15 protein-coding genes are annotated in these 25,474 nt (G+C 33.5%); 10 read left to right on the forward strand and 5 right to left on the reverse strand.

What is annotated here, in order from left to right; all coding sequences use genetic code 11:
* Nucleotides 1-298: 298 nt before the first annotated feature.
* The 5 genes from BM319_RS06530 to BM319_RS06550 all read left to right on the forward strand — a co-directional run bounded on the left by BM319_RS06530 (nucleotide 299) and on the right by BM319_RS06550 (nucleotide 13,201).
* Nucleotides 299-739 (forward strand): ferritin-like domain-containing protein, encoded by a 441-nt coding sequence (locus BM319_RS06530; protein ID WP_091021880.1) that lies wholly within the window; start codon nucleotides 299-301, stop codon nucleotides 737-739.
* 397 nt (nucleotides 740-1,136) lie between these two features.
* A complete protein-coding gene (locus tag BM319_RS06535; RefSeq protein WP_502686135.1) occupies nucleotides 1,137-2,006 on the forward strand; it encodes a lipase family protein in 870 nt (289 codons plus the stop codon).
* 1 nt (nucleotide 2,007) lies between these two features.
* Nucleotides 2,008-2,853 (forward strand): lipase family protein, encoded by an 846-nt coding sequence (locus BM319_RS06540; protein WP_091021883.1) that lies wholly within the window; start codon nucleotides 2,008-2,010, stop codon nucleotides 2,851-2,853.
* A gap of 622 nt (nucleotides 2,854-3,475) precedes the next feature.
* On the forward strand, nucleotides 3,476-11,953 hold the full coding sequence (locus tag BM319_RS06545) for an InlB B-repeat-containing protein (protein ID WP_091021885.1): 8,478 nt from the start codon (nucleotides 3,476-3,478) through the stop codon (nucleotides 11,951-11,953).
* Between the two features lie 348 nt (nucleotides 11,954-12,301).
* On the forward strand, nucleotides 12,302-13,201 hold the full coding sequence (locus tag BM319_RS06550; protein ID WP_091021887.1) for a LysR family transcriptional regulator: 900 nt from the start codon (nucleotides 12,302-12,304) through the stop codon (nucleotides 13,199-13,201).
* A gap of 49 nt (nucleotides 13,202-13,250) precedes the next feature.
* On the opposite strand, the gene BM319_RS06555 is transcribed toward BM319_RS06550, so the two are convergent.
* Genes BM319_RS06555 through BM319_RS06565 form a run of 3 tightly spaced genes read right to left on the reverse strand, consistent with a single transcriptional unit; the run spans nucleotide 13,251 to nucleotide 16,830 of the window.
* Complete coding sequence (locus tag BM319_RS06555; protein WP_091021889.1) at nucleotides 13,251-14,384, reverse strand: Ger(x)C family spore germination protein; 1,134 nt, start codon at nucleotides 14,382-14,384, stop codon at nucleotides 13,251-13,253.
* Nucleotides 14,381-15,451: a GerAB/ArcD/ProY family transporter gene (locus tag BM319_RS06560; RefSeq protein WP_091021891.1), complete on the reverse strand. Its 1,071-nt coding sequence runs from the start codon at nucleotides 15,449-15,451 to the stop codon at nucleotides 14,381-14,383. Before BM319_RS06560 ends, BM319_RS06555 begins: the two co-directional genes overlap by 4 nt.
* Nucleotides 15,448-16,830, reverse strand: coding sequence for a spore germination protein (locus tag BM319_RS06565; RefSeq protein WP_091021893.1), 1,383 nt, complete (start codon nucleotides 16,828-16,830; stop codon nucleotides 15,448-15,450). Before BM319_RS06565 ends, BM319_RS06560 begins: the two co-directional genes overlap by 4 nt.
* A 319-nt stretch (nucleotides 16,831-17,149) precedes the next feature.
* Between BM319_RS06565 and BM319_RS06570 the strand changes: the two genes are divergently transcribed.
* From BM319_RS06570 to BM319_RS06580, 3 genes are read left to right on the forward strand one after another with little or no spacing between them, the layout of a single operon-like run.
* Nucleotides 17,150-19,468 (forward strand): xanthine dehydrogenase family protein molybdopterin-binding subunit, encoded by a 2,319-nt coding sequence (locus BM319_RS06570; protein WP_091021896.1) that lies wholly within the window; start codon nucleotides 17,150-17,152, stop codon nucleotides 19,466-19,468.
* 1 nt (nucleotide 19,469) lies between these two features.
* Complete coding sequence (locus BM319_RS06575) at nucleotides 19,470-20,303, forward strand: FAD binding domain-containing protein (protein ID WP_069033521.1); 834 nt, start codon at nucleotides 19,470-19,472, stop codon at nucleotides 20,301-20,303.
* Nucleotides 20,303-20,809 carry a (2Fe-2S)-binding protein gene (locus tag BM319_RS06580; RefSeq protein ID WP_069033522.1) on the forward strand — a complete coding sequence of 169 codons (507 nt, stop codon included), beginning with the start codon at nucleotides 20,303-20,305 and terminating at the stop codon, nucleotides 20,807-20,809. The genes BM319_RS06575 and BM319_RS06580 overlap by 1 nt, the downstream gene beginning before the upstream one ends.
* Before the next feature lie 158 nt (nucleotides 20,810-20,967).
* On the opposite strand, the gene BM319_RS06585 is transcribed toward BM319_RS06580, so the two are convergent.
* The gene (locus BM319_RS06585) at nucleotides 20,968-21,405 is read right to left on the reverse strand and encodes a hypothetical protein (protein WP_091021898.1); all 438 of its coding nucleotides are present in this window, start codon (nucleotides 21,403-21,405) and stop codon (nucleotides 20,968-20,970) included.
* A gap of 362 nt (nucleotides 21,406-21,767) precedes the next feature.
* Here BM319_RS06585 and BM319_RS06590 point away from each other — a divergent pair, with 362 nt between their 5' ends.
* The gene (locus tag BM319_RS06590; protein WP_091021900.1) at nucleotides 21,768-22,802 is read left to right on the forward strand and encodes an AI-2E family transporter; all 1,035 of its coding nucleotides are present in this window, start codon (nucleotides 21,768-21,770) and stop codon (nucleotides 22,800-22,802) included.
* A 50-nt stretch (nucleotides 22,803-22,852) separates the two neighbouring features.
* On the opposite strand, the gene BM319_RS06595 is transcribed toward BM319_RS06590, so the two are convergent.
* Nucleotides 22,853-23,761, reverse strand: a complete 909-nt coding sequence (locus BM319_RS06595) for a LysR family transcriptional regulator (protein ID WP_091021902.1) — start codon at nucleotides 23,759-23,761, stop codon at nucleotides 22,853-22,855.
* 243 nt (nucleotides 23,762-24,004) lie between these two features.
* On the opposite strand from BM319_RS06595, the gene BM319_RS06600 reads away from it, so the two are divergent.
* Nucleotides 24,005-25,447: a spore germination protein gene (locus BM319_RS06600; protein WP_091021904.1), complete on the forward strand. Its 1,443-nt coding sequence runs from the start codon at nucleotides 24,005-24,007 to the stop codon at nucleotides 25,445-25,447.
* Nucleotides 25,448-25,474: the final 27 nt, after the last annotated feature.

The following is a 25,474-nucleotide window of genomic DNA, read 5'->3' on the forward strand; positions in this document are numbered from 1 at the left end:
TTGTGAAAAGAGCCTTATGAAGGTTCTTTTTTTTTGTTTTCCCTAAAGTATCTTGCGTTTAAAATAAGTACTTTGATCATTGTTTGCTATCGTTTCATATGAACAGAGGAGCTCTTTTCCCGACAATAAAATCAGCTTATAGAAATTACCAGCCTGTTAAATTGAAAAATGTTAAGAAGATTTCCTCAATAGATTGGTCATCAAAAAATTAATCTTAATATTGATGAAAGAATCATACAATGTATGAGAAATTAAATAAATAATTTGATCTGAACTTAAGAATATTAGAGGTGAGGTTATGTATGATCAATACTATGGGAATTCGTATGAGAGGGATCATAAACTAATTAGTGAATTAGAAAAGGCCATTAATGGTGAATATTCAGCTATTAAATGCTATACAAAATTAGCTAGTCTGGCTAAGAATGAGGATGAACGTAAAAAAATTTTAGAAATAAAAGAAGATGAAATAAAGCATTACAACCTTTTCGTATCAATTTATACTAATTTAACAGGAAAACAACCACAACAGAAAGTAACAGAAGATTGTCCCAATGCATACGTAGAAGGTTTGGAGTTTGCACTAAAAGATGAACAAGAAACAGTTGATTTTTATTTAATAGTTTCAGATGGAACATCAAATCAATTCATAAAAAACGCATTTAGTAGAGCGGCAAAAGATGAGCAAAATCATGCAGTATGGTTCCTTTATTTCTACATGAAAAATAAAGTTGGTTAGGAGATGATATGAGAATGGAAAACCAGACTTTGAAAACTTCATCTTAAAAATCAAAAAATATATATCAAGAAGTATGGAGTTTTAAATCTGCCCCTACCTTGCATCCTATGAAAGTTAACATACATGTGAATAAACTTGGAAAAGCTCCAGGCTATATTTTTGTTGCTCCAAACACAGCATATAGGAAAACTATGATTGGTCAAACTGGTTCCTTAATGATGGATTAAGCAGGTAATCCAATTTGGTTTAAACCATTATCGAGTAGATATACACAAAATACTCATTTTAGAGTACAGACATACTATAGTCAGCCAGTCCTTACTATGTGGCAAGGGACAATCCCGTGAACACACGCACTATAACTAGTTCTTACAGTATAAAAAAGAGAGGACGGGTAATGTTGAGACTCTCCGAAAAAAGGAATGTTTTAAATAGCAAAGAAGCTATTCTTTTAGCTGCATTCAGCTATCAAACATATGTACTTTTTCGTAAAGGAACGATTACTTTACCAAAAGGTTACGTCCTAAAGTATATTATTCATGCTGAGGTGAATGTAGAGAATCCTACGACTGAGGTATTTGGTTTTATTGCCGAGTCAAAGGAAAATATTATTATCGCATTTAGAGGATATGCCGCCTATCCAGCAGATCTTATTGCAGCGTATGACATACTTCAAGTTCCTTATCCCTATGTTGAAAATAGCGGTAAAACTTCCCGGGGCTTTACATGTATTTACCAATCTACAAGAAAAAAATTATTTAAAGAATTAAACAAGTTTCCAAAGAATAAGAAACTATTTATTACTGGGCACAACTATGGTGGAGCATTAGCAACATTAGCCACTTTAGATATTATAATGAACTCAAAATTTAAAAATGCATCCGTTTATACTTATGGGAGTCCACGCGTAGGTGATCCAGATTTTGTTTATCGATTTAATCAAGTCGTAAAAAGTAGTCAAAGGATCGTTAATATTCATGATTCATTTACCACTTTTCCAGAAAAATTTTATCCTCCACCATTTACAGAGGACGGGATCTATTATCAACATGTAAATACAAAGTTTCCAATTTCCTTCCAGTTGAATGATACGCCTAGGAATGATGGAATAGGATGTTATTTTAAAAACTTGAGTAATTTAAATACAGATTATGCGAACAAATTATGTAATGAAAATCCTGATTTTTGTCCTAATTCAGAAATGTGTTTTCCTTTTCAACGAACTTGTAATTGTCCAAAACCTTGCATTAAAAAAGGTGGTTGTTAATATGGATTACCCAAGAGTGGAGAATGTATTTAATAGTAAGGATGCAATTTTACTTTCCGCAATGTGTTATCAATCAAATCAATTAATAGAGAGTGACACAGGAGAAGTTGTCTTACCAAAAGGTTTTAAACTCCACTATACGATTTATGCTTATGCAGGAGTTGAAGAGCCAGTAGCTGAACCGTTTGGATTTATCGCAGAATCAAGAGATGAAATCATTATAGCTTTTAGAGGGACAGATTCATATAAAGACAATGAATCAGACCAGGACCTATATCAAATAGAGTATCCATTTGCCGAAAATGTTGGAAAAACACATAGAGGATTTACTTGTATTTATCAATCTGCCAGGAACGAACTATTTACAGAATTAATGAAGTTATCACCTAATAAAAGACAATTGATAACAGGATACAGTTTGGGTGGTGCTTTAGCTGTTTTAGCTGCATTTGACATTACAGTGAATTCTGATTTCGACAATCTATCAGTCTATACGTTCGGTAGTCCGCGTGTTGCAGATCCAGAATTTGCTTATCGATACAATCAAATTGTAAAGAGAAGTTTTCGTATTTTTAATGTGCATGACATCATACCTACCTTACCTGCAGAAGTTTATCCTCCGCCGTTTACATCTAAAGGTTTATATTATCGACACGTAAATAATAATTTTCCAGTCTCGTTTCAATTAAATAGCATAGCTCGTAATCACTATATAGGTTGTTATTTTAATACGATTAGCAGATTAGACCCTGAATTTACTTCTGCATTATGTTTGAATAATACTGATTTTTGTCCAAGTATAAAAATATGTACTCCTTATAATGGGAAATGTATTGAAAAGAACTAAATAATAGTAAAATTTAAATCAAATCCATGGTTCTCATGGATTTGATTTTTTGTTTGAAGAGTAAGTGAGTTAGCTTTGAAGTATAAATTAGTATCATGAACTACAGTTCCAAATTCACCTAAAGCTAAGGTAGCTTATAAAGGGGTAACGGTAGATGATATTTTAACTTAATTAGATTTAAAATAACAAAATAGATTATTTTTACAAACAATTTAAATAGTTTATAAGTTTATTAAAAAACTATCCTACTTTTTTAATTAAAAAGTAGGATAGTTTTTTTGTTAAAAATAGGAATATTAAGTTTTTTCATTTTTTTAATAAAAAACGTCAAATTCCCCCAAATTCTAAAAAGTTGAAAATTTCCAACTTTACTTAAAATTCTTTGTTTTATAAGGGGTATTAGCCAAAATTCAACAATTAATGTCAAATAATAACATTTTCTTTAATTAAATTCGAAAAAAAATGAAGTGGAAATCGCTAAATTTCCCCAATACAAGACAAGCGAAACATGGAGTAATATTTAATTAAATTTAAGTGTTTAGAAAAATTTTAATACTTGAATTTTCGGAATTTAGTCAAATAATCGAATTTTTCATTATTTGTTTATACTGGGGGGGAAAACATGAAAGAGAGAAAATCGTCTCACAAAAGTAAGAGGCCAACAAAAAAAATACTTTCGATCTTTGCTTTAAGTTCGATGTTTTTAAATGTTGTGGTACCTCATAGTTTCGCAAGTGGAAATACTGCTGAAGCAAAACTTAATCAGCAAAATTTATCTAGTAATACCTTTGATGCAAAAGAAGTAAACCGTATTCTTGACGGGCTTACACCAGAACAAAAAGCAAATATTAATAAGCTTACTGGTGCAGATAATACTGAAAAAATCCGTGTAGACAAAAAGGATTTAATCGGTTCAAAAAAGATTAATGTTATTGTTCAATTTAAACAAGATCCAGCTAAAATACAAATCATTAAGCAATCTTTAGCTAATGGTGGAGCAACTGCAAGTAGTCAAGCGTTTAATAGTGAATATATCGAAGCAATCAACAAGGTTAAAGATTCACATGCAAATTTTAAGAGCTTTTTAAATACTCAACCTAAAACTTCTATTGTTGGCGGGAAAACTGTAAAAACAGAAATCAGTATTACCCGAGAATTTACAGATGCATTTAATGGAGTTGCTTTAACCTTACCAGCGAATTTAGTTCAAAAGCTTGCAGAAAGTCCAGACGTTGCGTCTGTTTGGTCTCAAGTAGAATATTCTTTACCTGATGAAGGCAATTCTCAAAAATCAGCGACAGCTACATCAGCTGGCAAGCCAACTTCAGCTCTTTCCCATTTAGGGATTGATAAGCTTCAAGCTGAAGGGAATACAGGTATTATTAAAACAGGTCCACGTGCGGGCCAAAAGGTTAAAGTGGGTGTATTGGATACAGGAATCGATTACAACCACCCTGATCTTTATAAAGTAACACATGATGAAAATGGAAAATTATATGGTGGTCATGACTTTGTAAATAATGACGGAATTGATGCAACAGGAAACATTAAGTATGTGGATGACCATGATCCAATGGAAACAACTTATGATGATTGGGTAGCTGATAAGGCGAGTTCAAATCCAGTTTGGGGAACACCACCTTCAGATTATAAGCCATATATTACTTCACATGGAACACATGTTTCCGGTACGATTGCAGCAAATACGACGAATAATAACGATGTTTATTCGGCAAATGGGGTAGCACCTGATGTGGCTCTTTATGGTTATCGTGTATTAGGACCAGGAGGACATGGAACAACGGAATCTGTACTAAGTGGTATCGATCAAGCTACAAAAGATCATATGGACGTAATTAATCTATCTCTTGGTGCAAATATTAATGATCCATTATACCCAACAAGCATTGCGATTAACAATGCTACTTTAGCTGGAGTCGTGTGTGATGTTGCTGCAGGTAATGCTGGACCTGGGCAAGCTACAGTTGGTTCACCAGGATCTTCAGCACTAGCAATTACTGTAGGTGCAAGTACAGTCCCTGAAGAAATTGCAACAATGACTGTTAAGAATGGTTCAGTTTTCTATAAATCACGTTTATTTGGTAAAAACTTTTCACAAGCAGACGATGTTTATAAAGGTCAAACACTTCCAATCGTTGATGTTGGGTTAGGAAGTGAAGCAGACTATAGTGGAATTGATGTGAAAGGTAAACTGGTTCTAGTAAAGCGTGGCGTAGACTATTTATCAACAAAAATGGCAAATGCTAAAAATGCTGGAGCAGCGGGTATGATTATCTGGGATAATACGGATGATAGAGATAGCCAAGGTTACATTCCTAGTTTCTTAGGTGTTAGCATGGATAATGTTTATTCTATTTCACTAACTCAAGAACAAGGACAAGCTCTTTCTGATGCGATTAAAAAGGACCCAAAAGCGGCTAATATTACGTTCCCTTCTACTCTAGATGCATCTATTACTAAGAGCGGGGATGAATTAGCAAGCTTTAGCTCAACAGGCCCAGTTAAAGATTGGACAATTAAACCAGATGTAGTTGCACCTGGAGTTGATATTTCTTCAACAGCTCCATACGATATTTGGGAGCCAAATGCAGCACATGATTATAAACTTGGATATCAGATTATGTCTGGTACATCAATGGCAACTCCTCACGTTGCTGGAATCTCAGCTTTAATTAAAGCTGCACATCCAGATTATACACCGGCTGATGTCAAAACAGCATTAATGAATACTGCAAAAGATATTAACACAGATTCAAAGACTTATAGTGTTTATCAAGTAGGAGCAGGACGTGTTGATCCATCACGTGCTATTAAAGAAAATGTAAAAATTCAAGTTTTAGATAAAACAGTTACATTTGATAATCTTGCAGATAACTCAACAGCACATGAAGTAGATAACATTACAGGTAGTATGTTCTTTGGTTTTAAAGGTAGAGGAGAAGGTGCAGCGAATGGTTCTGATGATGTAGTTTCTTCAAAAGATTTTAACGTTTCTAACGAAGGAACTAGCAGTAAAACATTTAATGTAAGTACTGAATTTATTACCTCAAAATTTGCTGGGTCGAATAAAGTAGGACCAGGAACAGGAAATGATGTTAAAATTGATTTTTCGGTAGATGGAAATAACGTGAAATCATTAAATGTTGGCGGAGGTAGTACAGTCAAAGCTACAGCAAAAATAACAGTTCCGTCAAATTCACTTGAGGGTACTTACGAGGGGTATATCCACTTAACAAATGCAGCGGACTCATCGGAGACTTATCGAATTCCATTTACAATTACAGTTGCGGAAAAAGGAATTAATACGTTCAATGTTGCTATAAAAGCTGCGGCAGAAGGAAATATTTCAGCTTATAATGTTTCTTTTAACAACGAAATGGAAAACTTATATATTGTTGTGAAGGATAAAGACGGGAAATATATAGGTGTAACAAACACGTTATCAAGCGGTAGAAATTTTATCCCAGGTGTCCAATATGGTCCATTATTAACTCTTTTTAATGGATATTATCTTCCATTTACAAAGACATACGATGGAACATATGACGAATCTGGTATTGCAGATAAAGTGGCAGTACTAAAAGAAGGTAGTTACTCTCTCGAGATGATTGCTACTGGTAAAGATGGAAAACGTTACACAGCGGAAGATACGGTCTATGTTGATGGTACTCCGCCGACTATGACGATGGATTCTGACTCCAAACCGGGAATCTATGAAATCGATACGACAGGGTATCTACCTGGACAAGAAATTAAAGGATTTAATGGTACGGTTTATGACTCGAACGTAGACGTGATGAAAAATAATGGAGAAACATCAGTACCTAGGCTTACGGATGGCAAACCTGTTCCTGTTGATCAAGGGTTGAATATTGTCACTGGTTATCAAGACAGTCAATTCCCAACAGTTTACTTCAATACAAATGCGAAAGGTCGTTTCCACTTTGGTGTGACGAAAGAGGACGTAGCAAATAAACTGGGTAGTGATTTTATAATTGACCCTACAGATTATTCGGGTGAAAATGATTATGAGATCAATCAACAAACTTATTACTTTATTAAAAAAGGAAATCCTTACGTTACCTTAACTTCATCTAATGGAGTAGATGCAGGACCAGGTAACGAAGATAAAGTAGTTGTCGATCCGAATAAACCATTCAAAACAACAATCGCAACAAAATATGGTGTCGGAATGACTGGTGGTAAATTTTTACTGAATGACCATGGTGTGTACCAATTCTCTAATATCCGACTAACAGATGAGTATAAAAACTATCTGATTAGTAAAGGAATCGATCCAACTACCGTTCTTACTGTAGGTCAACCATATACGCATCAATTTTATCAAATTGGAAAAACAACAGATATCACAATTTCAAATATAGGTTCAGCAGGTGCTCTTGATCATGATATGCCGATTATTGAGGCAGATGTAACTTATACAAACCCTGAACCTGTAGTAGGAGAATTTCCATATGACTTGTTGCAAGTGAATTTAACATTGTCAGGTGCAGATACAAGGGTTGCGTGGTTCCCGGTTGATATACCTTATGTAAGACAGTTCACTTCATTAATTAGAGGTCGTGTAGCAGCGGAATCTTTCGCAAGAAACAACATTAATAACAACTATCCACAATTCACTGTTGATTCAGGTGCGAAGGTAACGGCTACAGATGCAAATGGTAAAAAATTTACAACAGATCAACCGACAACAGCTAATAATACAATGGCTTATGCGTTTATCAACCCATATTATGCTTTGACAGCTGATGTAAGTGATAAGCCATATTCTTTGGAAGCAAGTGTACCAGGACATTTTAAAGGATATGCAAAAACACCTGTGATTGGTCAAAACAAATTCGGCTATCAATCAGGTACAGTAAAGGATCTTCCAGGTATCTTCCCAATCCTTTTAGGGGGAGATGTAAATGGTGACGACGTCATCGACATGAAGGATTTACTGCAAGAAATTAGTGTTTATTATCAGTATAAAAATATTTTAAGTTCTCCACCAGGTACATTGAATACGGTGGCAAACAAAACGGCATTCTTAAACACAAACCGAAATGCAGATATTTATTGGATTAAACCAACAGGCTTTGGTTATGGCATTGACTATAATGATTTCTATTTTATCTTTAAAAACTTTGGTACGCAAAATCAAAGTGCGATTGATGCAGGCTTAAGTGTTCCAACTGCTCAACTAACAGTAGATAAAGATACGACGATCACAACGGATTATGCCGGTTCAATTACGTTAAATGCTGGTGACACATTACAGCAAGTTATGCAAAAACTTAATTTTGCTGGTCCAGCTCAAGCAGTCTCATCAACACCTAAGTTAGAAGACTTGCAAAATGGAGCAACGATTTCACTTTCTCCATCAAGCACGATGTTCGTTGATGATTTAGTGTGGAGAAAAGCAATTACAAAAGTTATGCTAGGGTCAACTGATGTAACTGATAAAGTAACAATTAGTCCGGCTTACACGTATTATGATGCAAATGGTGTAAGTCAAACAATGCCTTCAAAAATTACGTTACCGGGTTCATTATTCCCGACGGCAACGAATTATACAATTACAGTGAAGGCAACAGGTTACCAAGATGTAACGAAAACCTTAACAGTATCAAAAGTGCCAATTCCGACGCCTGTGATTCCAATTATCACAGACCCAACAGTAGCGCATATTGGGAATGATTTAACGTTATCTTTCCAAGAAGATGCGAACTGGCGAAATGGAATCAATAAAGTAATTATAACGACTAATTCCGGTAAAACTGTGGATATCACGAATTTAATCAATCCAGATACAAATCAAAAATATTACGACATTAGCAAACCAGGAAAAATCACGTTTAATGCGAAAACATTTATGACGGATTCTACTCTTGATCCAAAAAATACTTCAACATTTAATCAAGCGACAATCAATCCTGGTGGTAAAAATTATTTACCTCAGCTTTACAAATTTACGATTGGCTCAACAGGTACAGATGGAACAGTTTATCCAGATACTATAGCAGGTTCTGACCCAATTTACACTGCGCAACAGCCTGTTGGTTATAGTGTTACATTTGACAGTCAGGATGGCTCAGCCCCTAAGTCGATGTCAGTAGGATACAAACCGGCCGCAAGTCGTTCGAATGGTCCGAATAGTGATTTAGTAAGTCCATATTCTCCTGCTCCAACAAGACCGGGATATAAATTTCTTGGTTGGTGGAATGAACCAACTTTAAAAACACAATGGGATGCAGGTCCTATATCTGCAGACAAGACTGTTTATGCGAAATGGCAAATGAATACGACACAAAGCTACTCACCAGTTGATAAAGCGAATCCGGATGGATTAAAATTCGACGGAAGTAACGGAGGGGTTTCTGGCGTTGGTTGGATATTAGGAGATGGCGATTTAAAAATCAACATTCCTGACTATTTAACAAATGTTTCTTGGTTAACATCTAAGGACAAGATTGCCAATATCGAGGCAACATTCTACCAGATGAAGAGCGATGGTTCAACGGAAACAACACCAACGGTCTATACGTTAGATCCAAGTACCTATGACTTGACGTCAAACGGTAATAACGGAATCCTTTCCTTTAAAACAGCAACTCATGATCAAGCTGTTCAAGCAGGTCAAACGAAGTTAGGTGAGAAATTTGCCTTCAGTGAGATGCCTACATTATCAAATGCAGGGGCGATTGTAGGATATAATCTAAAACTAACATCATCAACAGGGGAAGTAGTTACGATCCCTAATATTCAACTAGGATACAGACGTCATATTGACTTGAACGGTGGATCCTTAAAGAATGCAAAAGACTTATTCTTTGCCGATACACTTGTCAATGGTTTGGCGAAAGCACCGAATATGATCACAGGTCCTTCTCATGTAGTAAATGGAAATCTGACGATTAGTTCAAATCTGTATCTAGATGCAGCTAACTCAAGTGATAAGATTTCTGATATTTCAATGGATAACGGTAAATTTATAACGGATAATACAACTTACTATTTATGTTGGAATAAAGTGCCACCAATGGTTAATAAAGATGTTGTTGGAAACATTGTAGGAAGCGACATTACGTTAACATTTAATGATGATGGAACTTGGAAGAATAATATCAAAGCAGTGAACATCGGTGCTAAAACTTTACAACTAAATAAGGATTACACGATTTCGAATAATAGTATGACCCTGAAGGCTGCTCTTTTCACGAATGCACAAAAGTTCAATGTGACGATTGTTTCAGAAGGGTATAAAGATGTAATTGTAGTTGACCAAGTTGTCGGATATACGGTTACGTTTAATTCAAATGGCGGAGATCCAGTTCCAGCTCAAATCGTCGACAGAAGTGCGACGAAACCATTCGATCCATCAAAAGCTGGATACAAGTTCTATGGATGGTATATCGATCAAGATTTAACAATACCATATGATTTTGATAATATTGTGACAAAACCAATTACACTTTATGCAAAATATGCTTTAGCAGGATCTTTTGTAACAGCAGATACAACGGATAATGCGATCGGCAACAATATCGTATTAGAGTACAGTGATAAAGATTGGGCAAATGCGATTACTGACATCACACTTAACGGTCTTGCAATAGACGGATCGAAATATACTGTCGATAAAGAGAATCGTACAATTACGCTAGATAAGAGTCTATTCTCAAGAGCGAGAGATTATCAGATTTCGATTAAGGCTACTGATTACGCTGATGTATCATTAGTTCAAAAATTAGTAAATGGATATAATGTACATTTCGTAGTACCAGGTGATGCACCAGCTGAAGTAAAAGAAGCAACGAAAGATCAAATTGTAGCACGAAGAATCACAGCACCAACTGTTCATGGTTATGAATTAACTTGGTTTGCAGATCAAGATTGCACAATCCCTTGGGATTTCACAAATTCAATTTACTCAGCAAAAACGATTTACGGAAAATGGAAACCAGCAAAATACACTGTCATCTATGATACACAAGATGCTGGATTAGTTGTTTCGGCGAAAGCTGAATACAACACATTACTAGACGAAACAAAACCAACAAGAACGGGTTACACATTCCTTGGTTGGTATAAAGATGCAGAAGGTAAAACACCATGGAACTTTGCAACAGACAAAGTATCTGGAGATATGGTTTTATATGCAAAGTGGAGTATTAACTCTTACACAATTCACTTTAACAGCAATGGCGGCAGTCAAGTGGTTGATAAAACTGCAAATTACAATAGCAACATTTCTTTACCAAAACCAACAAGAACAGGTTACACATTTGTTGGATGGTACACTGATGCAGCATTAAAAACGCCAGTAGGCCCAACTGTAACATTAACAAACAACATTACATTGTATGCGAAATGGAGTATTAACTCTTATTCGATCCATTTCAATAGTAATGGTGGCAATCAAATTGCAGACAAAACTGCAAATTACAATAGCAAAATCACTTTACCAAAACCAACAAGAACAGGTTATACATTTGTTGGATGGTACAATGATGCAGCATTAAAAACGTCTGCAGGTTCATCAGTAACATTAACAAGCAATATCACACTTTATGCAAAATGGAACATAAACAAATATACTGTTAAATTTAATTCTGTTGGAGGTACAATTTCGACTAGAACTGTAAATTACAATTCAACGATTAGCCAACCAGCATCACCAACAAGAAAAGGATATACATTCCTTGGGTGGTATAAAGATGCATCTGGAAAAGTAGCTTGGAACTTCGCGAAGGATAAAGTGACTACAAACACTACGATTTACGCGAAATGGGTTGCTAATCCAGCAAAACCAACAAATGTAAAATTAACAAAATCAGGTTTATCTTCTGTAAAGTTAACATGGTCTAGTGTATCGGGTGCTGCGGGTTATGAGATTGTTAAATCAACTTCAAAAACAGGCACATTTGGTCACTTAACAAATGTAACAAAAACAAATTACACGAACAGTGGATTAACAAGAGGTAAAACTTACTATTACAAAATTCGTTCTTACAAATTGGTTGGATCGAAAAAAATCTACAGCGATTGGACAAGTGTTATAGCGTTCAAACGATAATAAATAGTAGGACAAGGTTTCTCAGGTAAAAACAAGTCAGAACGGGGTGTTTAGGATATTTAATAATTGAATAAACACCCTTTCGTAAAAAACGATTTGATCATCTTTTTTAAAAACAAACTTTCCCTTAAAAATATAAAAGACAAGAATACGTAAAAATCAGTATTCTTGTCTTATTTTTTTAAATTGGCATAAATCATGTATAGAATACAATTGAATATAAGACTTATCATTACGCATTTTGATGCAAGATATGTTAATAATAAGAATGAATCGATTTTCTGGAATCATAAATATATAATTCACCAACAAGTTATAGTTTTAGTTTTCTTAAGGAGTAGTTGAAGAATGAATTTTGATCAAATGGAACATATTGTAACTGCAGCAAAAGAGATGTCAATCACGAAAGCTGCAGAAAAATTATTTATCTCTCCTTCTGGAATGAGTCAATCCATTACTCAATTAGAAAATGAGCTTGGCATAAAAATTTTTAACAGATCGAAACAAGGAGTTACACCAACTTTTGAAGGGAAAATTGTATTATCAAAAGCGATTATTTTATTAAGTACGATTAAAGAGCTTAATAAAGAAATAGAGGATATTAAGAATAGAAGCAGAAATCATTTAAAAATCTTAACGGCACCTACTTTTTCGGCAATTCTTCAAGAAACGATGATCAAGTACAATGAGAAAAATAGTGAAATTACATTTGAAGTAGTTGAAGAAAACCCTGCTTATATGATTCAGAATTTCAGTAAGCAAGATTATGATATTGCACTGATTCCTTGCACAATCGAAGAATTAAAGAAAGAAAAATTTATTGGTTTTGAACATTTAACAAAAGGGCATATTTGCATCGCGGTCGGTAAGAAATCTCCGTTTTATTCTTATGAATTTGTCACACCAAACGAACTAACGAATGAAAAAATTGTTATGTATAAAAACTCTGACTATAAGACATTGCAAAAAATCTCTAAACTGAATCCCAAAAATGTAGTCCTTCAAACAAATAGAAGTAGCTTGCTTTATGAACTTGTGAAAGAAAGCCAAGCCATTTTATATTTACATAATTTTTCAATAAGAAATCGCCCGATCGTTCTAAATGGTGACATTAAAATTATTCCATTAAAGGAAGAAACGTTTTTCGATTTAGATTTTTGGTTGATATACTTACAATCAAAAGGATTATCAACACTTGCGAAAGATTTTATGGATGAATTTAAATTGCAGTTTAAAAATAGTATTTAAAAAAGATAGTGAAGCCAGCATAACAACTGACTGCACTATCTTTTTTAAATTATTCTTCAAGTTGAGACTCTGTTCCAATTGCTCCTGTACTTAATATAGTAACGGTCACTTTCGGTTTGATTTCAATAGTAGGATATTCCTTTTGCCAATTTAGTTTTCGCCATTCTTCTGGCTGATGTTCTTTTAAATATCTTCCAATACCAAGCACATCACTATTAGCAACCTGTATTTCTTTGATTACCTCTTTAGCTCTTTTATTTAAATCTTTCTTAATAATGGACCACATTTCTTTTTCTTGTAACATTTTAATTGATGTTATTCCGTCTATTCTAACAAATGCATCAACTTTTAAATTTACTTTTATTTTATCTTTAGAAGTCGTAATAGAGAAATTATTTCTAGGTCTAATGATTTCATAAGATATTGTATTGTATGGTGCTTCATATTTTTTAGGAAGCTTTGTAATAAAATGGCCGGTATTTCCATATTTACCCATCAGCATTAAAAGAACAGGAGATTGTTCAGAAGTTATGAAATGACCAGTATAGCTAGCATTATGCATTAGTCCTGCACCAACAACTTCTACTCGTTTATCTGATACATCTACAACTGGGGTTGTGAAATCAATTCCATCTTCAGAACTATAAGTAAAAATATTAAATAACTCCATTTTTTGAGCGATGGAGGTTGACTCGGCATTATCAATTGTATCCCTTAATATAAATGACAATGGTTTTGAACCAACGGTTTTTAATGCCAAAACGTTTTTTGCAGGTTGCTTATTTGTAATAGCGACAGATACATTTAGATTTGAAAATGTTCTACGCCGAAAGGTACTTAAAAGATGAATAAATTTAGTTTTCGAGAAATCTTCACCTAATAATATAACCCTCGTTTTTGATGTCGTTATATCTCCGGGTAAAAATGATTGTATTTCCATCCCAGCATGAGATACTGAATTCTGTATAGATTTAACAGATTCATTTTGGAAATCGAAGACGCCAGCTCCTCTTCCGATAATATCAAGTATTAGTGCATTCACCTCAATTTTTTTATCTTGATCGATATCAATACTAATCCCATTTACTAATGTTTTTTCTGTAATGGTTCTTGAATCCCAGCAACCAGTAGCTACTAAAAGAAATAAAAATAAACAAATAATGATGATTGACTTGCGAATCAATTGATTAGCCCCCTAACTTTATTAATTAGGAACAATAGGCATGGAATAATAATAATAAATAATGGGTCTAAATAACTACCGAAATTTACAATTGTTTCTCTTCTGATTAGATGGAAGGAAACTAACGGATAAAAAGCAAATACTACTATAATGATGAAAAGTAATATGCTTTTCCTATTTTTTACAATTAATGAAAGTCGTTTATGTACATCTTCACTAACGATATAAATATAGCTAACTACTGTAGCACAAATGACAATTGTCCATAAGCTTAAAAATATCGTATCTAAACTTTCAATCATTTTCGAGTGATAGGTTTTAAAAATATATAGAATGGGGTCTATGATATAACTATTTTCTTTGTTACTTAATCGAATATAGGAAGTAATAATAATAAAGGTATAAAAAATTGTCGTAAAGAAATTTGCAAAAGATAAAGTAAATAATTTCTTTTTTGTATCTTGAAAGTTTGGCGCTATAAATAAAAAGATTTCAAAACCTAACATTTCAATAAAGGACGAATAAGCACCGGAGCCAATCTTTTTTATTGGATATTGGCCAATAGGTAATATTCTGCCAATATGAACATTATCATAAGCAGATAGTAAAAATAAGATAAAGATTAGAAAGATAAAAGTACAAAGTACATATGTTCTAGCAATTGTTAGAATGTCATTTTTCGCAACAATATACGCTGTTAATAAAAATAAAATGAGTATAAGCCAAGATGGGCTTTTAGGAAAAATCCATATCGTAATAATATCTGAAAATCTCATCGATACTACAAGCACAACATACAAAAAATAGACGTAATAACAAATATTTATACATGTTCCAATGAATGGATTCGTTATTATTTTTGTATAGTCAGTAAAGCTTTTGTCTGGAAATTTTTTATATAAACTATAATAAAGAAATATTAAAATTTGAACAATCATGCCACCTACTAGAGTTGAAATCCATCCGTCATGGCCAGCAACTTTATACATATTATTAGGAAAGCTAGTTATAGCAACACCGAATTGCGTAAATATAATTAAATAGAATAGGTGTTTATTATTAATCATGACGATTTCCCCTTTCTATTTTTAAAAAGAACAAACTCAGAGAAACCTGGATTTTCAACATATCGAAAACTAAAGGCTTTAATTTTTGATAGGTGAGCAAAAATCATAAAGACGCCTAAGCTAATTCCGATAAATCCAAAAATTGATGCAAGGATTAAGAGTGGTATCCCCATGATTCGTGCTGCAATCGACATTTCCCTTGATGGAAGTGAAAATGATGCAATGGCAGTGACTGCAATCACAACAACCATAGAATTTGAGATTAAATTTGTTTGTACAATAGCCGTCCCAATAACAATTGCTCCGACAGTACCAATTGTTGATCCGATTGGATTTGGGAGTCTTAAAGGTGCTTCCTTCAAAAGCTCTAAAATAATAATCATTGTTAAAGCTTCGATCAATGGTGGAAGAGGGACATTTTCAATTGATAGTTTTAAAGTATAAAAAATAGAAACAGGTAAAATATTCGAATGATAAGTGGTAACTGCGATATAAATTGAAGGTATTAATACTGCGATCCAAAATGCGAAAATTCTTAAAGAATAAAAAAATACTCCAAAAAGCCATCGGAAATTAAAATCTTCTGTACTCCGAAAATAACCATAAATATCATAGGGAAATAATAAAGCGTTAGGGTCATTATCAATTATAATAGCAGGCTTTCCCGTTACTAAATGACGAATTGTACGATCCGGTCTTTCAGTGTACATCACTTGTGGAAATATAGAAGTCGGATACTCTTCTATACTATTTTGAATATGAACAGCCTCAATCATTTTTTTAGGTTCAACTTGTCCACTTAACTCAAGCTTTTTAATTTTTTGCTCAATTGTTTTAATCATTGATTGAGGCGTGATATCGTTCAAATAAATAATGGAAAGCGATACAGGATATTTTTTACCAACTGTTATATTTTTTATGATTAGCTCCTTAGTCCGTAGTCTTTTTCGAATTAAAGTTGAATTAATTTTAAGACTCTCAACAAAACTATCATGAGGACCTAGTGAAACTGTTTCAGTACTTGATTCTGTGATAGAACGATCGCTATTATTACTAGGTGTAGAATAAGATTTGGCTTTATTTTTATTGTTATCATTAAAAATAATAACATTTCCAGAAAGAATGGCTTGTATACATTCATCAAGAGTATTTGCATCATTAGAATCTAATATAGTCGTAATGATTCGACCTGAATGATCTTTTGAAACTACTCGTTCTAATATATGTGTTTGAATAACCTCTGAATCGATCATTGTATCTAGATAATATAAATGAAGAGTTACTTCACCAATTGAATATTTTTTATATTTAAAATCAGAACTTGCTTGAAATGTGCTTTGTAATTCATCAAGCATGGAGGTTTTTGCATTTATTTCCATTTAAATCAACTCCTTAAAAACTCCGCAAAGAATATAAGTATTATTCCCTTTTTTAAATTGGATATGTATGGAAATTAATCTTGTAATTACTAAAGTCTTTAAATATGAATATTTATGATCATTAATAGATTGTAAATTAATTAAACTCCATATTTCATAGTTCTGATTAAGATGTCTGATTATTCAATCTGGGCATTTTTTAAGTATTCAAAACATAAATTTTTAAAGTATCTCATATAAAAGAAATCTTATATTAACAATTGCTAAAGTATTAAATACTTTATGAACTGTTTTTTACGGAAGGGGTTGAGAACACATCATGCATATAATTGGTAAAGGAATACCCCGAAAAGAGTCTTTCGAAAAAGTTACTGGCTATGCAAAATATACGGACGATTTTGAGGCAAATGATATGCTTCATGCTCAATTAGTAACAAGTCCATACGCACATGCGATCATTAAAAATATTGATGCAACTGAAGCTCTGAACGTGCCAGGTGTCAGAAAAATAATATTTGGTGAAAATCTACCTTTAGTTGGAGAAGGAATACTTGATCGTCATCCAATTGCATTTGACCGTGTTCGATTTTTTGGTGAAGTAGTTGCAGTCGTTGTAGCAGACACCAAGTATCAAGCAAATCGAGCTGCTAATCTAGTGAAAGTACAATATGAATTACTTCCTGTTGTGAATTCTCCTTCTGAAGCACTTAAGCAAAATGCTCCTCTTTTACATCCTAACCTAGGAGAATATGAAAAAACAGAAGGGGTTTACCCAGAGCCAGGAACTAATATAGCTACAAGAATTAAAATTCGAAAAGGCGATTTTAACAAAGGCTGGAGAGAAAGTGAAGTAATGGTTGATGAGAGCTTTGCTTTCAGACCATCTGATCATGCTGCGATGGAGACAAGATGTTCATTTGCTCAAATACATCATGATGGCACCATTGAGATTACTACTTCTTCACAAAGCCCTTTTATGGTTAAGGATTTGATTGCAGATTATTTTGGAATAAAACCTGGAAAAATCATTGTAAACACCCCTTTTGTTGGTGGGGGATATGGTGGAAAAGGGGCAGTCCAGTTAGAAATTTTAGCTTTTATTGCTTCACGAGCTGTAAATGGCAGATTAGTAAAAATATTAAATAGTCGTGAAAATGATATGCTTTCCTCACCTGTGCATATTGGGCTTGAAGCGAATGTGAAACTAGGATGTACAAAAGAGGGAATGCTCAAGGTTGCAGAGATTCAATTTTTATGGGATGGTGGAGCGTATGCTGATAAATCAATTGATTTAACACGGGCGGGAGCAGTTGATTGTACAGGTCCTTACAATATCGAAAATATTTGGTGTGATTCTTTTTGTATGTATACAAATCATCCATACCCAGCACCTTTTAGAGGTTTTAGTCATTCGGAAGTACATTTTGCATTTGAAAGAGCGATGGATATTCTTGCTAGGAAATTAAATATGGATCCTATTGAACTAAGAGAAAAAAACGCAATTAAACCAGGTGATCAAACGCCTACTCAAGTTGTATTAAATTCTAGTACTGTGGGTAATCTTCCTAAATGTATTGAAAAAATGAAAGAATTAATCAATTGGGAGGAAGGTCAGGTTATTGACATAGGAAATCATAAATTGAGAGTAAAAGGAATTAGTTGTTCTTGGAAAACTTCTACTATTACACCAAATGCCAGCTCAGGTGTGATATTGATCTATAACGCTGATGGTAGTATAAATTTAATGTCTGGTGTTGTAGAAATCGGTCAGGGCACAAAAACGATTCTTGCTCAAATGTTAGCAGAAATTCTAAAAATGGACGTAGACGATATTCATGTTCAAATGAAGATTAATACATTAAATACACCTGAGCATTGGAAAACTGTTGCAAGTAGGGGGACATTCATGGCAGGAAGAGCATTGCTAGCAGCTGCCGAAGATTTAATTCGTCAATTAAAAGATATAGCCTCATTTGTATTGCGTGCTCCTGTTGAGGATTTAGAGGTTGGTTACGGTAAAGTATTTTTAAGAAGTGAACCAAATAAAAATATAGCGATAAAAGATATCGCTTATGGATATACATTTCCAAATGGAAACTCGATTGGTGGACAAATAATTGGAAGAGGACACTATATTTTAACTGGCTTAACTTATCTAGATCGAGAAACAGGTGCTGGAAAACCAGGACCAGAATGGACGGTTTGTGCACATGGTGTAGAAGTAGAAGTCGATTTGAAAACATATGAATATAGGATTCTTAAAGCCGTTACAGCAGTTGATATTGGCAAAGTACTAAATATTAAGACGGCAACTGGTCAAGTTAAAGGTGCAATGAGTATGGGATTATCTTTTGCCGGAAGAGAAACCTTTTATTTTGATGCGCATGGGAAGGTACTAAATCCGCAATTACGAACTTATCGACCAATTAGGTTTGGTGAGAATCCTAAATATGAAGTTGCATTTGTTGAAACACCACAAGTGGATGCAGTATTTGGTGCAAGAGGGGTAGGGGAACATGGTTTACTAGGGATGCCAGCTGCTCTTGGAAATAGTCTTTCTACTGCAATCTCGGCTGAAATTAACAATTTACCAATTATCCCAGAACTATTATGGAAAGTAAAAGAAGGTGGGGTATAGTTTGTTATCTTCTAATATAGATTACTATAAACCAACGACCATTAAAGAAGCATTGGAGCTTTTTTATTTTTTAAAAGCTAAAAACCAAAGGCCAATCTATTATGCAGGTGGTACAGAAATCATAACACTAAGTCGACTAAATCTGGTTGAAACAGATGCCCTTATCGATATTAAAGAGCTAAAAGAGTGTCAATTATTTGAGTTTAATGAGAGCTATTTAATATCAGGTGCTGTAATCTCACTTACTGAGATTGAAGAAAAAAACTTATTTCCATTACTTTCTAAAACATCTATGGAAATAGCTGATCGTACGGCAAGAAATAAAATTACTTTAGGTGGAAACTTATGTGGTCAAATTTTTTACCGGGAAGCAATTTTACCATTTCTTCTTTGTGATAGCCAAGTAGTTGTTGCCGGGTACAATGGTGTAGAAGCTTTTCCAATCGAACAAATCTTCAATCAAAACTTACAACTCCAAGACGGTCAAATTCTAATTCAACTATTAACCGAAAAGAAATATATCAATCTACCATTTATGAGCATAAAAAAACGTCAGCAATGGGATACGGGTTATCCACTGCTGTCCATCGCATCTATTAAATCTGATAATCAATTGCGTTTTGCTTTTAGTGGACTATGTCCTTTTCCGTTTCGATCAAAGCAAATGGAAGCCGAGCTAAACAATACGAACTTGAGTGTAGAAGAAAGAATACAAAAAGCAATTCAATTCATTCCCGGTGAAGTACTTGACGATGTTGAAGGTTCAAAAGGGTTCCGACTATTTGTACTAAAAAACACTATAGAAGAGATAATGAACTCAATGGAGGGAAGGTAATGGACCAGTCTCCAAGCAAAAAACTAAGTGTTTCTTTAAGTATTAATGATGAAATTCGACAAGTGGAGATCCTTCCAGTTGATTCTCTCCTTTATGTGCTACGAACTAAGCTTGGTCTCACAGGTGCAAAGCCAGGCTGTTTAAATGGAGATTGCGGAGCCTGCTCAGTCGTTATGAATGGTACTGTTTATAAATCATGTATAATGCTTGCCATAGAGGCAGTTGGACAAAAAATAACAACAATTGAAGGGTTAAAAGATTCACCTATACAAAAAGCATTTGTTGAAAACTTTGCGTTTCAATGTGGTTATTGTACTCCTGGATTTATTATGAATTGTCATTCTCTTTTATTAAAGCATCCACATCCAACATATGAAACGATGAAAGAATGGTTATCCTCCAATATATGTAGATGCACATGCTATGAAGAAATTGAAGAAGCTGTTTTATCAGTTATAGAGAATAGAGAAAAACCAATGAGTAATGAGTTAGAAAAAGACGAATAGTGATCTTTTAACTCACCGGTGTTGACGATGTTGAGTCACTAGCTTTCCTTTGTGTAAAGAAGAAAATAAACGAAATAACGGAAATTGCCATAAGAAAAACTTGGGTATCAGTCGGTCTTACCGTAGGGATATCTGTTAAAGACATAATCACCATTCCTTTATTTACTAAAGATTCGCGGATCAATATCAAAATGTTTCGAAACAATTTTTTTACAAAAGTAATACGTTTTTTTTAGAAAAGGAAGTGTCGGTTCGCTAACTGGCGCACCAAAAATGGGCCCACTGACGTTGAGTGAGAATCTACCAGGTCCGATTACAGAGCTTACAACTCGAACTTCATCAATTAATAATAAAATTGCAATGATTATATCGATTACATCAATGAGAGTATTTGTTAATTGATCTCCATATTTACTTTCTACACGTTCTCTACCTAATAAGGGTCCACTTAGTGATAGACTAAATTCACCAGACGTTACGAAAACACCTATTAATGTAATTTGACCAGTTAATAATAATGCAGCAGTGGCAACATTTAAGTCTCTTTGTAGAGTAGCGATTATTCGGAGGTCTTCTTTAATCTTAGAGTTATTCATTGCATCACACCCTCATGCCTATAGTATTCAATAAGTGCCCAAGTGTGAATGGAGAAAATGAGGGGGAAAGAAGGAAGGAAAAAAGATTTAGACATAGAATGTTCAATATCCTGATGCTGCTACACTTTATTCGTAGCAGCATCTTTATTTTTAGTGATAGAATTGGTAAAATATATAATGGTACTGTTCAATATTAAGAATTTATTAAAAGAAAATCATAAATGAAGATTTTACTAAATAAAAATGAAAAGAGAAGCAATGTTTATAAACCACTTCCTTTTGGGATGTGGTTATGTTTGTATAAGTATAAGATAAATCCATACTACTTAGGCAATTAGGATAAAAAGCAAGGAGGTTGTAGAATGGATGTGAAAAAATTTTTTCAAAGCGGCACATTTAGACGATTAGCGATCTTTTTATGTATCGCTCTAGTGTTGATTTTAATTCGAAAAATAATAAATTTAGTATTACTCATTTTCATTTTCACGTATTTAATGGATCGGATACATAAATTTATTACAAATAGATTGAATAAGATACTGCCCGTTAATCGTTTAGTGGTTGTCTACTCATTGTATGTGGTCATTGTGGCGGCGTTAGTTTTCGGAATCTATAATTATTTACCGATTATTACTACTCAAGTCGTTCAACTAATAGTCCAAATAAAAACGTTTTATATGAATCCGCCAGATGAGAAAATCATAAACTATATCGTTACAGCAATTAAAAAGGTTGAAATATCAGGTTATACGGAGCAAGGCTTAGATTTTTTATATAAGTATGCATCTAATATAAGTCAATGGGGGATCGAAGTATTAATCGCTCTAGTTCTAAGTTTCTTTTTCCTACTTGAAAAGCCTCGAATTATTGCTTTTACACGAAAATTTAAAGATAGTAAAATATCACTATTTTATAATGAAATGGCTTATTTTGGTGAAAGGTTTTCGCGTTCTTTTGGAAAAGTGATTGAGGCACAATTTATCATTGCATTTGTCAATTGTATCCTATCGGTCATAGCATTAAATTTTATGGGATTCCCTCAGTTAATCGGATTAGGCTTTTTGATTTTCTTACTTGGTTTAATTCCGGTAGCAGGGATGTTTATCTCACTAATTCCTCTTTGTACGATTGCCTATACTATTGGTGGAATGGCTCATATTATGTATGTGATTATCATGATTTTAATTTTACATGCGCTAGAAAGTTATTTCTTAAATCCAAAGCTTATTTCGGCTAAAACAAATTTACCTGTTTTTTATACATTTTTAATTCTCGTTTTCTCAGAACGCTTTTTTGGCGTATGGGGTCTGATCATCGGTATTCCTGTATTTATCTTTTTACTAGATGTATTAGACGTAACCGATCATGATAAGAAACAAAGCGAATCGACTGACTAATAGAAAAGATGATATCGAGTTTTTACATCGATATCATCTTTTTAATTTTGTTAGCCTTCGTAAGAAAGCATCTTAGATTTTATTAATCTTATAAACTGTTTTTCAAGCTGAGATAGGGACTTCAATTTTGAGCGGATAAGTCCGAGGGATACGTCTATTTGATCATAATTTATTAATTCAATTTCAACAATTTCACCTTGCAATACATATGGATTATTTTTTAAAGCAAAATCAGGAGCAAAACTAATCGCTACTCCACTTGAGATCGCTCTCGCAATTGCATCAGTATGATTTGATGAAAATAATATATTTATATTGCCGTATTTCTGCTGAAATTTATTCGAAAACCATTTTATACAATCTCCGTTGTATAAGATAAATTTTTCAAAAAGTAATTCTTCAGGCGTAATTTTTTTTGTTACGGCAAACGGTGAGTTTTTGCTTACAAATACCTTCATTTTGCCTTGTAGTATAATTTCTGATATTAATTGATCAGACTCCTTAAAAATATCACCGTATAGACAAATGACTCCAATATCATGTTCGTTCTTAAAAACAGATTCAATTGTTCGAACTGTACTATTTTCAATTATTTCGATCGTCATATTTTCATTTTTTTTTCGAAACTCCATTAAGGGTGCTAAAAAATGATTAATAAATATTGGAATTGTTGAAACACTGAAATCACTTGTATATTGTTCTTTACCTTTACGTGCTTCTTCTTTTAATTCTTCATATTTTAAAAGGATTTCCCTAGATTTATTGATAATATTTATACCTTCTTTTGTTAAAGTGACACCAAATCGAGACCGATTAAAAATTTTTATGCGAAGGTCTTCCTCAACCCTAGTAATCGCCTGCCTAACTCCTGATTGACTAACATGAAGATTTTCCGCAGCAGATGAAATGGATCCAGTTTTAGCAACTTCCACGAGAAATTCTAATTTTTGTAAATGCATTTTTTACACCACCTATTATTAACACTTCAAATTAATTTGTGATGTAAATTTAACATATTTCCTCTTTTTTGGGATATTAAAGTTTTTAATACTGATATAAGTAAACGTGATATTGGTATAAATGCCTGAAAGACTATTACTCTCTTTTTAATTGGGTTCAATAGTCCTTTTGTTTGATTTGAAATTACATATTTTGGAACTAAATGGTTATTCTAAACAAAAATATGGCTAAGGAGATTTTAAGTGAATAACTTAGAACAAACTAACCTAAATGTAAGTTTAGATAAGAATATTAACTATTTAAAAGAACAATTTAACCAATCAACTGATTTAAAAATTAGACAATTAACGATTAATGATGAAGTCATCAGAGATGCGGCCGTTTTATATTTAGATGGAATAACGAATATAGAAGCCGTTCAAGATAATATTCTTGCTCCTTTGTTAAGGGTTATTAAATTCGATAGTATGGATGTCATAATCACACGTCATCTTTTGGCCGCGGATGTCATGAAGGTGACATTGAATGAAGAAGTTTTGGCCGGACTATCAAAAGGAAAAACGCTCATATTAATTGATGGTTATAACGAAGGAATATTAGCAGATACTGCAGAATGGCAAATGCGTTCAGTAACTGAGCCTGATACGCAAAGATCGGTGAAGGGTTCTTTAGTTGGATTTAATGAACAGCTAAAGGTAAATGTTAATATTATCCGTAATAGGATACAGTCTCATAAATTATCAATCGAAAATCTACAAGTAGGAAATGAAACGAAAACAGACGTTTCAATTCTATATATGGATGGATTTGTAGATCAAAAAGTTCTTGAAGAAACACGAAAAAGAATAACAGAGCTAGATGTTATTTATCTATTAGAAGCTAGAGTTATTGAAGACGCACTGGAAGGTAAAAAAACATTTTTTCCAACTGTTTTTACATGCGAACGACCAGATGTAACTGTTTCAGCGCTATATGAAGGGCGTGTTGCAATTTTAGTAAACGGAATTCCTTATAGCATAATCGTTCCATCGCTCTTTCTTCATTACTTCCATCAACCTGATGAATATAATACAAAATCAGGTCGTTACGGTAACAGATTTATGCGTTTATTTAGTTGGTTATTTTCTATCATTTTATTAGGTGCTTATGTAACAATTGTCCGCTTTCACCAAGATTGGGTACCGGATCATTTTGCTAAAATCTTTTTTAAGAAATCAGATACACTTTTCCCTGTAATCGTAGAGATTTTATTTGTCATGTTAATTTTTCAATTACTAACGGAAGCTTCGTTACGAATACCTAAGTCGACTGTCATTATTGTTTCACTTATAGGGGCAATCGTAGTTGGCCAAACGGCAGTGGCCGCAAAACTTATCCATTCTATTACCTTGATTGTAGTGGGTCTTAATTTTTTATCTAGCATCTCGATAGCCGCAGGTGGATTATACGGATCAGTTTTAACATTACGATTTATCTTTTTATTTTTAGGATACTTTCTCGGATTAAAAGGACTGCTCATAGGATTCATTATTATGATTGCTTATATGGCATCAATTAGATCATTAGGTGTTCCTTATTTAGCTCCATTTATACCGTTTCATCCTAAAGAAATGAAAGATGCTTTATTCAGAGGAGATTTAAGAAAGATTATTAATAGTAAACATACATATCCTCATAAAAAATAAATTGGAACAAAGAGTAACGTTTTTGAA

The sequence above is a fragment of the Bacillus sp. UNCCL81 genome (genome assembly GCF_900112535.1).
Lineage (GTDB): Bacteria > Bacillota > Bacilli > Bacillales > Bacillaceae_G > Gottfriedia > Gottfriedia luciferensis_B.

Bases quoted from the DNA above. Each gene is read 5' to 3' on its own strand.
- BM319_RS06540 (WP_091021883.1), top strand. From the start codon at position 2,008: ATGGATTACCCAAGAGTGGAGAATGTATTTAATAGTAAGGATGCAATT.
- BM319_RS06550 (WP_091021887.1), top strand. From the start codon at position 12,302: ATGAATTTTGATCAAATGGAACATATTGTAACTGCAGCAAAAGAGATG.
- BM319_RS06585 (WP_091021898.1), bottom strand. From the start codon at position 21,405: ATGAATAACTCTAAGATTAAAGAAGACCTCCGAATAATCGCTACTCTA.
- BM319_RS06565 (WP_091021893.1), bottom strand. From the start codon at position 16,830: ATGGAAATAAATGCAAAAACCTCCATGCTTGATGAATTACAAAGCACA.
- BM319_RS06590 (WP_091021900.1), top strand. From the start codon at position 21,768: ATGGATGTGAAAAAATTTTTTCAAAGCGGCACATTTAGACGATTAGCG.
- BM319_RS06570 (WP_091021896.1), top strand. From the start codon at position 17,150: ATGCATATAATTGGTAAAGGAATACCCCGAAAAGAGTCTTTCGAAAAA.
- BM319_RS06595 (WP_091021902.1), bottom strand. From the start codon at position 23,761: ATGCATTTACAAAAATTAGAATTTCTCGTGGAAGTTGCTAAAACTGGA.
- BM319_RS06545 (WP_091021885.1), top strand. From the start codon at position 3,476: ATGAAAGAGAGAAAATCGTCTCACAAAAGTAAGAGGCCAACAAAAAAA.
- BM319_RS06535 (WP_502686135.1), top strand. From the start codon at position 1,137: ATGTTGAGACTCTCCGAAAAAAGGAATGTTTTAAATAGCAAAGAAGCT.
- BM319_RS06530 (WP_091021880.1), top strand. From the start codon at position 299: ATGTATGATCAATACTATGGGAATTCGTATGAGAGGGATCATAAACTA.
- BM319_RS06560 (WP_091021891.1), bottom strand. From the start codon at position 15,451: ATGATTAATAATAAACACCTATTCTATTTAATTATATTTACGCAATTC.
- BM319_RS06580 (WP_069033522.1), top strand. From the start codon at position 20,303: ATGGACCAGTCTCCAAGCAAAAAACTAAGTGTTTCTTTAAGTATTAAT.